Genomic DNA, 12,501 nt, shown 5'->3' with positions numbered 1-12,501 from the left:
TCGGCGGCTGGCTTACTTGCCCTGCGCGCGGGGGCGCAACGGCACGAACTGCGTGGCATCGCCGCGGCGCACGAGGATCGGGACGAGACGCTTGGGATCGAGCGCCTTGACCACTTCCTCGAATTGCTTCGCGCTGGTGATGTCCGCATCGCCCACCCGCAGGATGATGTCGCCCTGTTGCAACCCCGCGCGGCCCGCCGGGCCTTCGGCCAGTTCGACGGCCACACCGCCGCGCAGCTTCAGATCCTTCTTCTGCGCGTCGGTGAGATCCGAGACGACCAGGCCCAGCGCGTTGGGATGCGGCGTATCGGCGCTGCCGCCCTGCGCCTTCGACGCCTTCGGCGTGTCGACGTCGGCCTCGGCGATCGTGATACGCAGATCCTGGTTCTTGCCCTTGCGCAGCACCTGCAGCGTGGCGGTCGAGCCCGGCTTCGTCTCGCCGACCATGCGTGGCAGGTCGGTCGCATGATCCACCGGCCGTCCCTCGAACTTCATGATGATGTCGCCCGGCTGCACACCCGCCTTCTCGGCCGGACTGCCCGGCTCGATGCTGCGCACCAGTGCGCCTTGCGCACGCGGCAGGCCGAGCGAATCCGCGACGTCCTTGCTGACTTCGCTGATCGCCACGCCGATGCGGCCACGCACGACCTTGCCCGTTTTCTTGAGCTGATCGACCACGCGCATGACCTCGTCGATCGGAATCGCGAACGAGATGCCCATGAAGCCGCCGGTCTGGCTGTAAATCATCGAATTGATGCCCACCACCTCGCCGCGCATATTGATGAGCGGACCGCCGGAGTTGCCGGGATTTACCGCAACGTCGGTCTGGATGAACGGCAGGTAATCGCCCGTGTCGCGCCCCTTGGCCGACACGATGCCCGCGGTTACCGTATTTTCGAGGCCGAACGGCGAGCCGATGGCCACCACCCATTCGCCGACCCGCAGCTTGTTCGAATCGCCGACCGGCACGGTCGGCAGGTCCTTCGCTTCAACCTTCACCACGGCGACGTCGGTCCGCTTGTCCGCGCCCACGAGCTTCGCCTTGAACTCGCGCTTGTCGGTGAGGGTGACGTAGATGCTGTCCGCACCGTCCACCACGTGGGCGTTGGTCAGGATATAGCCGTCGCTCGACATGATGAAACCTGACCCCACGCCGCTGTTCTGCTCTTCGTCCGGCTGTGGCTGGCCACGCTTGGGCGCACCGCCCTTGGGTCCCGGCTGCGGCATGGGTACGCCGAAGAAGCGCCGGAACAGTTCGGCCATGTCGTCGTCCATGCCGGGCGGCAAGCCTCGCTGGGACCGACTTACGCGCTCGGTCGTGCGGATGTTCACCACGGCCGGGCCGACGCGATCGACGAGCTGGGTGAAATCGGGAAGATTGGTGACAAGCGGGGGGTTCGACGCTATCGATCCGCTGCCCGGCGCCGAGGCCGGAGCAGCGAATGCGGCGGGAACTCCCGCCAATTGCGCGGCGATGGCGCCGCCAAGGATGACACGAAGCAGGAGAGTCTTCTTCATTGGAAGATCGTAGTGCGCGAAAGTCTCGGAATTCCTGAGAGCCGTCCGGCGCCTGACACGGCATTGCGTCTCTTGTGCGCCTCGCTGCCCGGACCGCGCCGTTACCGGCGACGGCCCACCCGACAACCGGTCACTTCGCCGGCTGTTTGTACTCGATGCTGGAGGCGAACTGCTGCAGCGTGGCCTGCGGCACTTCGCCGAGCAAGGTCAGCCAGAAATCGCCGTGGCGCTTGATGAGAATGTTCGTCGCACCGGCGCTGCCGTGACCTTCCTTGCGCTCGCGCGTGGCCGGCTCGATGAACACCGAAAGTCCGGCCATGCCGTCGGAATATACCACCTGCTGCACTTCCAACGGCTTCCCGTCGGCCGTCGAACGCATCGTACGGCGCACTTCACGAACGGCCTTGAAACCCGGCACCTTCTTCGGCGCATCGATGGTCCACCCGGCATCGGACAGACGCATGGGCACGATCTGTGGCTTCACGACATGCCAGCCATGCGTGGCCTGAATCGCATGAACGATGCGCGTACGTTCGCTCGGCACCCCGATGGCGATCTGCGAGAACGCCGCCTGCTCGAGCAGGTGCCCGTCGGCATCGATCGTCTGGGCGCGCAGCAACAGACCGGTGTTGCGGTCGGCCCACAAACGGTAGCCGAAACGGTATTCGTCCTTCGGCGTGAGCTCGATCACCATGCAGTCGAAACCCGCCATCCGTTCGTTCGGCAGCAGCTTCGGAGCGTAATAGTCGAGTACGTCGCGATTGGGCGTTGCGAGCAACGCGGGGAACGAGTCCTTGCTCTCGCGCTTTTCCTGGAAGACGGTCTTCTGCTCGGGAATGAGCGTATAGACGTCCTCGTTCTGACGAAGAATGCGGCGCTGACGACCGTCGAGGGTTTCAAGCTCTTCGTACTCGTTGCCCTTATCAGCGAAGTGGCTGATCTTCGACGAACGCATGGTCGAACCACGCTGATAGACGAAGGTGCCGATGTAGTTCTGCGTCTGTGCCGCACGGTGGATCTTGTTGAGCCACGCCGCGACTTCGCGTCGCTCGACGAGCGGATCGGCGGACGGCGCGGACGCCTGGGCCCACGCCTGCGATTGCAGCGTGGTTGCCAGCAGGAACGCGAACAGTAAGAAAGTGCGCCCGATGGGCGCACGCGGCAAGGATTCGGTACTCAGGCGCTGCATTTATTCGTCCGCTTGCGCCGAGGCTCGCATGTAAGGAGAAACGCTCTGGCCGATGGGGGCCGGCGCGTATTGCTGGTGTGCGGCCAGATATTGGTCCAGGCGCGCATCGCGCAGCACGATCACGTCGTTCGTGGCCGCGTTGGCCGCCACGGCGGCCTGGGGCTGCTGGGCAAGCGCCACACGCGTGACGTTGGCCCCGGCTGGCGCCGGTGCCGCGGTCTGGGCCAGCACCTGCGGCTGAGCCCCGCCCGCCGGATGATCCTGCAGACGCGGCACCACCACCCACGACAACGCAGCCACGGCAGCGGCGGCGGCAGCCGTCGGCAACACGCGGCGCACGCGCAGGAAAGGATTGATGCGCGTCACGCGCGATCCCGAAGCCTTCACCGCCTGGGCGGCACCGGCCTGAGCGTCGGCCAGGGCGGCCGGCGCGAGCAGGTGGGGCTCGGCTTCGAGGCGTGCCGCGAAGGCCGCCATGAAGGCCGACTCCGAACGCGGCAGCGTCAGTTCATCGGAACGCAGCGCGTCGCCGATCAGATGGTAGTCGCCCCAGAGCGGACGGCCAGAGGTGTCGGCCTCGTCCAGCAGGGCAGCCAGTTCGTCCGGATCGAATTCCCCGTCCACCAACGCGGAAATCCGCTCGGCTTGCAGCCCCCGCTGCGTTTGCACCGTCGCTGATCCCATGATATCCCCCAACGAAATTAACTTTCCCGGCGGCGCGCTCACCAGCGCTTGCCGTCAGGCGTGTCCAGCAGCGGCCGCAGCCGGCTGGCAATCGCTTCACGCGCCCGGAAAATTCGCGAACGGACCGTTCCGATCGGGCACCCCATGGCTTCGGCGATCTCTTCGTAGCTCAACCCCTCGATTTCCCGCAGGGTAATGGCCGTTCGAAGTTCATCGGGCAAAGCCTCCATCGCCAGATTGACCGTTTGAGCAATCTGCTTGCTCATGAGCATCGACTCAGGCGTGTTGATATCCCTTAGTTGATCGGCCTCGGCAAAAGTTTCCGCTTCTTCAGCGTTCGCTTCAGTCGAGGTCGGGGCACGGCGCCCTTGCGTTGCCAGGTGGTTCTTCGCCGTGTTGACAGCAATACGATACAACCAGGTATAGAACGCCGACTCGCCGCGAAACTGCGGCAAGGCACGGTAGGCTTTGATGAAAGCCTCCTGCGTCACATCCTCGACCTCGGCGGCGTCGCGCACGAGCCGCGATACGAGGCGGATGATCTTGCGGTGATATTTCGCGACCAACAGCTCGAAGGCGGCTTTGTCGCCCTTTTGCACGCGCTCGACGAGCGCCTGGTCGATTTCTCGTTCACTCACCTGATATGGATCCGTATTTTCTCTGGCTGCCGGACCCGGTCGGGCCCGATGGCGCCACGCCGGCGCCTGGCCGCCGTGGCTGGAAGTGTCTTGAACGCCGCACGCCCGGGCACACTCACCGGAGCGTGGGTCAGCGGGACGGGACGCCGGCAAGGCGTCCCGCGAACATCAGACGCGCTGGAAGACCAGCGTGCCGTTAGTCCCGCCAAATCCGAAAGAGTTCTTCAATGCGACGTCAATTTTCATGTCGCGGGCCACGTTTGCGCAGTAGTCCAGGTCGCAAGCAGGGTCCTGATTGAAGATGTTGATCGTCGGCGGCGACTTCTGGTGATGCACGGCCAACACGGTGAACACCGACTCCAGGCCGCCCGCGCCACCCAACAGGTGGCCCGTCATCGACTTGGTCGAGTTCACCACGACCTGCTTCGCCGCGTCACCCATCAGGCGCTTGATCGCAACCGTCTCGGCGATGTCGCCCAGCGGGGTCGACGTGCCGTGGGCATTCACGTAATTCACGGTGTCGGCGTTCAGGCCGGCGTCGCGCAGGGCGTTCTTCATGGAGCGCAGCGCGCCGTCACCGTCTTCGCAAGGTGCCGTCATGTGATACGCGTCGGCACTCATGCCGAAACCCGTGAGTTCGGCGTAGATCTTCGCGCCGCGCGCCTTGGCGTGTTCGTACTCTTCGACCATCATCACGCCGGCGCCTTCGCCCAGCACGAAGCCGTCGCGATCCTTGTCCCACGGACGGCTGGCCGTTGCCGGGTCGTCATTGCGGGTCGACAGCGCCGTCATGGCGGCGAAACCGCCGATGCCCAACGGCGAAACGGTCGATTCCGCGCCGCCGGCGAGCACAGCGTCGGCATCGCCGTACTGGATCATGCGCGCGGCCTGGCCGATACAGTGCAGGCCGGTCGTGCACGCCGTGACGATCGCCAGGTTCGGGCCCTTCAACCCGTACCTGATCGACAGGTGGCCCGAAATCATGTTGATGATCGAGCCCGGCACGAAGAAGGGGGAGATCTTGCGCGGACCGCCATTGAGCAGGTCGGTCTGCGTGTCTTCGATCATCGGCAGGCCGCCAATGCCCGAGCCGACCAGCACGCCAATGCGCTCTGCGTTCTCTGCGGTGACCTGCAGGCCGCTATCCTCAAACGCCTGAATACCGGCGGCGAGACCGAAATGGATAAACGTATCCATACGGCGCGCTTCCTTGGGCGACAGGTACTTATCGGTATCGAAGTTTTTGACTTCGCCTGCGAAGCGCACCTTGTGCGCGCTCGCATCGAACTTCGTGATGTTGGCGATGCCCGAACGGCCCGCGACCAGATTTTCCCAACCCTCGGCAACGGTGTTGCCGACCGGCGAGATCAGGCCCAGACCGGTAATGACGACGCGACGACGACTCACGATACTCCCCTTCTTCTGCTGGGTCATACAAAACAAAAGCCACAGAGGCAGCAGGGTTCGACCCCGCGCTCCCTGCGGCTCACAGGCATGCCTGGCGCCAGGAACCGGTCGGCACCCCGGCCAGCCAGGCGAACCATGATGATTACTTGGCCGAGTTAGCCGTCACGTAATCGATAGCCTGTTGCACGGTGGTGATCTTCTCGGCTTCTTCGTCCGGAATTTCCGTTTCGAATTCTTCTTCGAGGGCCATCACCAGCTCAACCGTGTCGAGCGAATCGGCGCCAAGATCGGTCACAAAGTTCGAATCGTTCTTGACGTCGGCTTCCGCCACGCCAAGTTGTTCCGCGACGATCTTCTTGACGCGTTCTTCAAAGTTAGCCATGCAAACCCTCCGGGGTAGTTAGTTCAGACAAGTGCGCGCATTTTAACAGGTTTGCCAAGCAAAGTTAGCCTGCGCCAAATAATGTTCAACGTCGCGCAAATTAATCGATTTCTCCAGTAAATTGCGCGATTTTCATTCAACTCATGAACATGCCGCCGTTCACGTGGAGCGTCGTGCCGGTGATGTAGCCGGCTTGCGGCGACGCGAGAAACGCGACGGCATTGGCAATATCCTCGGGCGCACCGAGGCGCCCCAGCGGAATACGCGCCTTGAGCGCTTCCTGCTGGGCTTCGGGCAACGCCTTCGTCATGTCGGTATCGATGAATCCCGGCGCGACGCAGTTGACGGTGATGTTCCGGCTACCAATCTCCGCGGCCAAGGAACGCGCCATGCCGGCCACGCCGGCCTTGGCGGCAGCGTAGTTCGCCTGTCCGGGGTTGCCGGCCGAACCCACCACCGACGTCACGTTGATGATGCGGCCGTTACGCGCCTTCATCATCGGCTTGATCACCGCGCGCGACAAACGGAAGATCGCCTTGAGATTGGTGTCGATGACGTCGTCCCACTCGTCGTCCTTCATCCGCATGGCGAGATTATCTCGCGTGATGCCGGCGTTATTGACGAGGATGTCGAGTTTGCCGTACTGCTTCAGGATGTCGTCGAGGGCGGCGGAAACACCGTCGGCATCGGTCACATTCAGGACGATGCCCTTGCCGCCGGCCAGACCGGCTTCGGCGAAGTAGGCGTCGATGCCTTGCGCGCCGGCTTCGCTCGTGGCGGTGCCGATGACCGTGGCTCCCTGACGGGCCAGTTCCAGGGCGATCGCGCGACCGATGCCGCGCGAGGCACCGGTCACCAGTGCCACGTGGTTGTCGAGTTGCTTGCTCATGAGAGAATTTCCCTGCCTGTTGCTTACGAGAGTTGGGCGCGCACGTCGGCGAGCGACGCCGGGTCCGTGATCGCCAACCCCGTGAGATTGCCGTCGATACGCTTGGTCAGACCGGTCAGCACCTTGCCCGGGCCGCACTCGATCACTTGCGTCACGCCTTGCGATGCGAGCCATTTCACCGACTCGACCCACCGCACGGGTGCTGCGGCCTGGCGCACCAAGGCGTCCTTGATGCGGGCCACGTCCGTCTCGACCGCAACGTCGACATTATTGACCAGCGGGATTTGCGGCGCATTGAACGTCACGTTTGCCAGATATTCGCGCAGGCGGTCCGACGCCGGCTTGAGCAGCGACGAATGGAACGGCGCGGAGACCGGCAGCACCAGCGCGCGCTTGGCACCGGCGGCCTTGGCCAGCTCGCAAGCCTTCTCCACGCCCGCCTTGGCACCCGCGATCACGACTTGCGCCGGCGCGTTGAAGTTGACGGCTTCGACCACGCCAGCGGCCGACGCCTCGGCGCAGACCTGACGCACCGTGTCATCGTCGAGGCCAAGAATGGCGGCCATGCCACCCTGGCCGACCGGCACCGCTTCCTGCATGGCTTGCGCACGGAAGCGAACGAGCGGCACGGCGTCCTTGAACGCGATCACGCCCGCAGCGACCAGTGCCGAATACTCACCCAGGCTATGGCCTGCGACGAATGCCGGCGTGGCGCCGCCCTCGGCCAGCCATGCGCGGTACATCGCGTAAGCGGCGGTGAGCATGACCGGCTGGGTGTTGGTGGTGAGGTTGAGTTCCTCGGCGGGACCGGCGGCGATCAGTTTGGCCATATCCAGTCCGAGGGCATCCGAGGCTTCGGCAACGGTCTCGCGCACGACCGCGTTATCCGCGAATGCATCGAGCATGCCCACCGATTGGGACCCTTGTCCCGGGAAAACGAAAGCGAATGTCATAGCGCCTGGTTTTGCAGTCAGATTCAGAAATAAGGCAGCGTCCTGTCGTGCGCCAAAATGAAGACGACGAGACAGGAAGCGGCACGATCACACCTGGCGCGCACTTCCGTGCGCCCGCGTCGGTCACCGCGCCGCAGCGCCGGGGCAATTACATGCGGAACAGTACCGCGCCCCACGTGAAGCCACCGCCAACGCCTTCGATCATGACGTTCTGGCCCGGCTTGATGCGCCCATCGCGCACGGCCACGTCGAGGGCCAACGGAATCGAAGCGGCAGATGTGTTGCCATGCTGGTCGACGGTCACGACCATCTTCTCGTCCGGCAGGCCCAGCTTGCGTGCCGTGCTCGACATGATGCGCAGGTTGGCCTGGTGCGGAATCAGCCAGTCGAGCGCCGACGGCGCCATCCCGGCCTTTTCGAGGGCCTCGTGGGCCACTTTGTCCAGTACCTTGACGGCAAGCTTGAACACCGCCTGGCCGTCCATGTGAAGGAATGCCGCGCCCTGCACGGCACCGGCGTTCACGTTGCCCGGCACGCACAGGATGTTCGAATGGCTACCGTCCGCGTGCAGCGCGCTCGACAGGATGCCCGGCTCGCTCGATGCCTGAAGCACCACGGCACCCGCACCATCGCCGAACAGCACGCACGTCGTGCGGTCATTGAAATCGAGGATTCGGGAAAACGCCTCGGCGCCGATCACCAGCGCGTTCCGATACGTACCGGAGCGGATGAAGTTGTCGGCCGTGGCCATCGCGTAAGCGAAACCCGAGCATACCGCCTGGATGTCGAATGCCGCGCAGCCGTTGGTCACGCCAAGCTTGCTCTGCACGAGACATGCAGTGCTCGGGAACACGAAGTCGGGCGTCGACGTAGCCACCATGATCAGGTCGATCTGATCGGGGCTGAGTCCGGCCATGTCGAGTGCGTGCTTTGCCGCCTCCACCGCCATGTCGCTGGTCGTCTGGTCGGGCGCGGCGAAATGGCGGGCCTTGATACCGGTACGCGCGACGATCCACTCGTCGCTCGTCTCGACGCCGCGGGCCGCAAGCTCGTCGGCCAACTGCTGATTGGTCACGCGTCGTGCCGGCAGGTAGCTGCCGGTACCGACGACACGGGAATAAATCGCGGACTGGGTCATCTTATGATCGATTAGCGCGCCGGGGGAGCCGCCGGCTTCAAAGCGCCGGAATGGCGCTCACCGGCTTGTTGTCCTGGAGCTGGGTCTGGTTCTCTTGCATGGCGTGCGACAAACGGTCGAGCACGCCATTGCGAACTGCATCATAGCCGCGTTTGATAGCCCATTCAAACGAGTAGGCATCGGCGGAACCGTGACTCTTGATGACGAGCGCACGCAATCCGAGCAACGCCGCACCGTTGTAACGGCGATGATCGACGCGGTTCTTGAAGCGGGTAAGAATCGGCAGCGCAACGACAGCGATCACCTTGGTCCACCACGTGCGGGTGAATTCCTCGCGGATCATGTCGCCGAGCATCTGGGCCAGGCCTTCGGAGGTCTTGAGTGCAACGTTGCCCACGAACCCGTCGCACACCACGATGTCCGTCGTGCCGCGATAGATGTCGTTGCCTTCCACGTTGCCGTAGAAATTCAGCGTGGAGCCACGCAGCAGCTCGCCGGCCTGCTTGATGACGTCGTTGCCCTTGATGACTTCCTCGCCGATGTTGAGCAAACCGATCGACGGGCGGTCCTTGCCGTCGACGGCCGCGACGAGCGCATGGCCCATTTCGGCGAATTGCAGCAAGTGCGTCGGCTCGCAATCCACGTTGGCGCCCAGATCGAGCATCGTGGTGTAGCCGCCCTTCTGGTTCGGCAACACCGTGGCGATCGCGGGCCGCTCGATCCCGGGCAAGGTCTTGAGCACGTAGCGCGAGACGGCCATCAGCGCACCGGTATTGCCGGCGGACACGCAAGCCTGCGCGCGCGCTTCCTTGACCAGATTGAGCGCCACGCGCATCGAGGAGTCTTTCTTCCTGCGCAGGGCGGTCTCGACGGAGTCGTCCATGGCGACGACTTCGGTCGCATTGACCACGGACAGGCGTGGGTGATCCGTCACGCGCAGCTTCGCGAGCTGCGCGTTGATGATCTCCTGCTGTCCGACCAGCACAAGTTCGACATCGTCGGTGGATTGCACGAAGCGAACCGCGGCCGGCACCGTCACCGATGGGCCGTGATCTCCGCCCATACAATCGATCGTCAGGGTGACTGTCATGTCGACGTGATTGGCTTGCGGTACAGGTAACAAAAAAAGCGGCAGGATGAGTGCCGCTTTTGCCACATCAAACGATCAAACAGCGCCATGATGGGCGCGTATCGCCTGGAGGGCCGAGTTAGTCGTTCTTGGTCTTGATGACCTTACGACCACGGTAGAAACCGTTCGGCGAGATGTGGTGACGCAGGTGCGTCTCACCCGACGTCGGCTCGACGGCGGTCGACGGTGCGGTCAGGAAATCGTGCGAACGGTGCATGCCGCGCTTCGACGGCGACTTCTTGTTCTGTTGAACGGCCATGATAACTCCTCAAAATATCGCGAAATTTTAACACAGTTCGAGCGCCGCCCTACGGTGTCGGCCTGTCGGCCCGACCTGTGCGACTAACGCAAACATGTACTTTGGTGAGCCGGAAACCCGGCCGCACATTACTTTCCGTCCTTGTCCGGCGAGCGCTTGAGCGCTGCCAGCGCCGCGAACGGAGACGGCTTATCCTCTTCTTCGGGCGGGGGCGGCGGCTCCGCCAACCCGTCGTCGCCCGTGGCCAGGCTTTCGTGCACAGTCGGACAAACCTCATGCTTCGGCACGATTGGCAAAGCCAACAGCAATTCTTCCTCGATCAGCTCGCGCAGATCGAAATGCCGGGAGCCGACCAGCGCCTCGAGTTCGTCTTCATCGAGGGGGCGCGCTTCCGCGGCCGCTTCGTCGCGCACGATCTCGAAGGTCGTCTCCGAGTCGAGCAGCTCCTGGTACGGCGTCAGGCAGCGCTGGCATTCGAGCCACATCGGTCCGCTGACCGACAGCGTCAGAAACTGCGCCACCGTGGGCTTGCCATCCGCCCGCAACACCGGCTTCTCGACGCCTTCGGCGCGCCAGTGGAAAACGCCCTGCGCACGCCCGGACGCCGAGACTTCGGCAGGCACTTCGGTTACCATGCGCGGCAATGCCGCAAGTTGCACGTCACCTTCCGCCACCCGGCCGGTACGCGCGAATTCGAACAGATCGACGATGTATTCGCTCATCACGCTCATCCTTGCCCTGGCGCATCCGAACGCGTCTTTCATGCCCCGTACCACTCGCAGCGCCTTGATTCGACACCACTTCCAGGCATTCGAACAGGGATCGCGCGGGCTGGCGGGACCGAGCGCCAGATTGCAAAAGCCGTGAATTCTAAATAGTTTTTCGTTTCTCGTCAAACACTTAAACCCGATGACCGCACAGCCCCATCCACCGCTGATCCTGGCCTCCGGATCGCGCTATCGCCGTGAACTGCTCGAGCGCCTGCGCCTGCCGTTCTCGGTCGACGTCCCGGACATCGACGAAACGCCCGCCCCGGGCGAAACGCCGCGCGATACGTCGCTGCGCCTGGCCCGCGAGAAGGCCGTCGCCGTGGCCGCGCGGCGCCCCGGCGCCGTCATCATCGGCTCGGACCAGGTCGCCACCTTCGAAGGCCGCCAGATCGGCAAACCCGGCAACTTCGAGAACGCCATGGCACAGCTACGTGACATGCGCGGCAAGATGGTCGAATTCCACTCCGCCCTTTGCGTCTATGACGCACGCAACGGCGAGACCCAGGCCACAGACGTCGTGACACGGGTGAAGTTCCGCGACCTGCCTGACACCGTGCTGGCCGCGTATCTCCACGCGGAGACCCCCTACGATTGCGCCGGCAGCGCCAAGTCCGAGGGACTCGGCATCATGCTGCTCGAGTCGATCGAGAATGACGACCCGACCGCGCTGATCGGCCTGCCACTCATTGCGCTGACGTCGATGCTCATGCGCGCGGGAATCGCGCTCCCGGGCGCAGCCCCAGCCCTTGCGGGGAGCGCGGCATGAGCGGCACGCTGTATCTGATTCCCAACACACTCGGGACCAACACGCGCGGTGGCCTGCCGGCGGTACTCCCGGAAGAAGTGCGAGCGGTCACGGCACATCTGAAGTACTTCGTCGGCGAACAGGCCAAGAGCACGCGCGCATTCCTGAAGCTGGTGGGGGTGAGCACACCGATCCAGGAAATCGATATCCGCGAACTGAATGTCAACACGCCGGCCGCTGCCGTCGATGCCCTTCTCGCCCCCATTCTCGCCGGCGCGAACGGCGGCCTCGTATCCGAAGCCGGATGCCCGGCCGTCGCCGACCCGGGCGCATTGCTGGTTCGACGCGCCCATGAAAAAGGCGTGCGCGTCGTGCCATTCGTCGGCCCGAGCTCGATTCTTCTGGCGCTGATGGCCAGCGGCCTGAACGGCCAGAGTTTCGCCTTCCACGGTTACCTGCCGACCGACGCCGGCGAGCGCGCCAGGCGGCTGCGCGAACTCGAGCAACGTTCGCGCAAGGAAAAGCAAACGCAGGTCTTCATCGAGACGCCCTACCGCAACAAGGCCATGCTCGACGCCCTGCTGCAGCATTGCGACGCGTCCACCCTGCTCTGCGTTGCGGTCGATGTCACGCAAGAGGCCGAGCAGATCGTGACGCACCAGGTCAAGGGCTGGCCTCAGGCGAGCGTCGAGCTCCACAAACGTCCCGCGATTTTCCTGTTCCTCAGCCAGTAACCTCCGAAAGGTCGAAAATCCCGGCATTCGCGACAGCAACGAAAAACCCCACGGAAATCGGAATCT

At 63.9% G+C, this 12,501-nt stretch carries 14 protein-coding genes; 2 read left to right on the top strand and 12 right to left on the bottom strand.

The genetic code is table 11. From position 1 onward, the window contains the following. Positions 1-12: 12 nt before the first annotated feature. The 12 genes from W930_RS0118865 to W930_RS0118810 form a co-directional block, all read right to left on the bottom strand. A complete protein-coding gene (locus W930_RS0118865; protein ID WP_023594419.1) occupies positions 13-1,518 on the bottom strand; it encodes a DegQ family serine endoprotease in 1,506 nt (501 codons plus the stop codon). Positions 1,519-1,648: 130 nt separating this feature from the next. Continuing rightward, positions 1,649-2,707 carry a MucB/RseB C-terminal domain-containing protein gene (locus tag W930_RS0118860; RefSeq protein WP_023594418.1) on the bottom strand — a complete coding sequence of 353 codons (1,059 nt, stop codon included), beginning with the start codon at positions 2,705-2,707 and terminating at the stop codon, positions 1,649-1,651. Beyond that, positions 2,708-3,391, bottom strand: a complete 684-nt coding sequence (locus tag W930_RS0118855; RefSeq protein WP_023594417.1) for a sigma-E factor negative regulatory protein — start codon at positions 3,389-3,391, stop codon at positions 2,708-2,710. A 38-nt stretch (positions 3,392-3,429) separates the two neighbouring features. After that, entirely contained in the window at positions 3,430-4,029 is a 600-nt protein-coding gene (gene rpoE / locus W930_RS0118850) for an RNA polymerase sigma factor RpoE (protein WP_023872206.1), read from the bottom strand. Positions 4,030-4,197: 168 nt separating this feature from the next. Further along, on the bottom strand, positions 4,198-5,436 hold the full coding sequence (gene fabF, locus W930_RS0118845; protein ID WP_023872207.1) for a beta-ketoacyl-ACP synthase II: 1,239 nt from the start codon (positions 5,434-5,436) through the stop codon (positions 4,198-4,200). Between the two features lie 142 nt (positions 5,437-5,578). Then, positions 5,579-5,818 (bottom strand): acyl carrier protein, encoded by a 240-nt coding sequence (gene acpP, locus W930_RS0118840; protein WP_023594414.1) that lies wholly within the window; start codon positions 5,816-5,818, stop codon positions 5,579-5,581. Between the two features lie 136 nt (positions 5,819-5,954). Continuing rightward, a complete protein-coding gene (fabG, locus tag W930_RS0118835; RefSeq protein WP_023594413.1) occupies positions 5,955-6,707 on the bottom strand; it encodes a 3-oxoacyl-ACP reductase FabG in 753 nt (250 codons plus the stop codon). A 23-nt stretch (positions 6,708-6,730) separates the two neighbouring features. Then, positions 6,731-7,660: an ACP S-malonyltransferase gene (fabD, locus tag W930_RS0118830; protein ID WP_023594412.1), complete on the bottom strand. Its 930-nt coding sequence runs from the start codon at positions 7,658-7,660 to the stop codon at positions 6,731-6,733. 148 nt (positions 7,661-7,808) lie between these two features. Continuing rightward, the gene (locus tag W930_RS0118825) at positions 7,809-8,798 is read right to left on the bottom strand and encodes a beta-ketoacyl-ACP synthase III (protein WP_023594411.1); all 990 of its coding nucleotides are present in this window, start codon (positions 8,796-8,798) and stop codon (positions 7,809-7,811) included. Between the two features lie 37 nt (positions 8,799-8,835). Next, on the bottom strand, positions 8,836-9,888 hold the full coding sequence (plsX, locus tag W930_RS28130; RefSeq protein WP_023594410.1) for a phosphate acyltransferase PlsX: 1,053 nt from the start codon (positions 9,886-9,888) through the stop codon (positions 8,836-8,838). Between the two features lie 118 nt (positions 9,889-10,006). Then, positions 10,007-10,186 carry a 50S ribosomal protein L32 gene (rpmF, locus tag W930_RS0118815; RefSeq protein ID WP_023594409.1) on the bottom strand — a complete coding sequence of 60 codons (180 nt, stop codon included), beginning with the start codon at positions 10,184-10,186 and terminating at the stop codon, positions 10,007-10,009. A gap of 128 nt (positions 10,187-10,314) precedes the next feature. After that, complete coding sequence (locus W930_RS0118810) at positions 10,315-10,917, bottom strand: DUF177 domain-containing protein (RefSeq protein WP_023594408.1); 603 nt, start codon at positions 10,915-10,917, stop codon at positions 10,315-10,317. Between the two features lie 178 nt (positions 10,918-11,095). Between W930_RS0118810 and W930_RS0118805 the strand changes: the two genes are divergently transcribed. Beyond that, positions 11,096-11,722, top strand: a complete 627-nt coding sequence (locus W930_RS0118805) for a Maf-like protein (protein ID WP_023594407.1) — start codon at positions 11,096-11,098, stop codon at positions 11,720-11,722. Then, a complete protein-coding gene (locus W930_RS0118800) occupies positions 11,719-12,435 on the top strand; it encodes an SAM-dependent methyltransferase (protein WP_023872208.1) in 717 nt (238 codons plus the stop codon). The genes W930_RS0118805 and W930_RS0118800 overlap by 4 nt, the downstream gene beginning before the upstream one ends. Positions 12,436-12,501: the final 66 nt, after the last annotated feature.

Source organism: Pandoraea sp. E26 (genome assembly GCF_000681415.1).
Taxonomy (GTDB): Bacteria; Pseudomonadota; Gammaproteobacteria; order Burkholderiales; family Burkholderiaceae; genus Pandoraea; species Pandoraea pnomenusa.
Note: the sequence above shows the minus strand (reverse complement) of the source record. Positions and strands in the feature narration are given on the sequence as shown.

Bases quoted from the DNA above. Each gene is read 5' to 3' on its own strand.
- W930_RS0118855 (WP_023594417.1), bottom strand. From the start codon at position 3,391: ATGGGATCAGCGACGGTGCAAACGCAGCGGGGGCTGCAAGCCGAGCGG.
- rpmF (WP_023594409.1), bottom strand. From the start codon at position 10,186: ATGGCCGTTCAACAGAACAAGAAGTCGCCGTCGAAGCGCGGCATGCAC.
- fabD (WP_023594412.1), bottom strand. From the start codon at position 7,660: ATGACATTCGCTTTCGTTTTCCCGGGACAAGGGTCCCAATCGGTGGGC.
- W930_RS0118810 (WP_023594408.1), bottom strand. From the start codon at position 10,917: ATGAGCGTGATGAGCGAATACATCGTCGATCTGTTCGAATTCGCGCGT.
- W930_RS0118805 (WP_023594407.1), top strand. From the start codon at position 11,096: ATGACCGCACAGCCCCATCCACCGCTGATCCTGGCCTCCGGATCGCGC.
- plsX (WP_023594410.1), bottom strand. From the start codon at position 9,888: ATGACAGTCACCCTGACGATCGATTGTATGGGCGGAGATCACGGCCCA.
- W930_RS0118865 (WP_023594419.1), bottom strand. From the start codon at position 1,518: ATGAAGAAGACTCTCCTGCTTCGTGTCATCCTTGGCGGCGCCATCGCC.
- acpP (WP_023594414.1), bottom strand. From the start codon at position 5,818: ATGGCTAACTTTGAAGAACGCGTCAAGAAGATCGTCGCGGAACAACTT.
- fabG (WP_023594413.1), bottom strand. From the start codon at position 6,707: ATGAGCAAGCAACTCGACAACCACGTGGCACTGGTGACCGGTGCCTCG.
- W930_RS0118825 (WP_023594411.1), bottom strand. From the start codon at position 8,798: ATGACCCAGTCCGCGATTTATTCCCGTGTCGTCGGTACCGGCAGCTAC.
- W930_RS0118860 (WP_023594418.1), bottom strand. From the start codon at position 2,707: ATGCAGCGCCTGAGTACCGAATCCTTGCCGCGTGCGCCCATCGGGCGC.
- W930_RS0118800 (WP_023872208.1), top strand. From the start codon at position 11,719: ATGAGCGGCACGCTGTATCTGATTCCCAACACACTCGGGACCAACACG.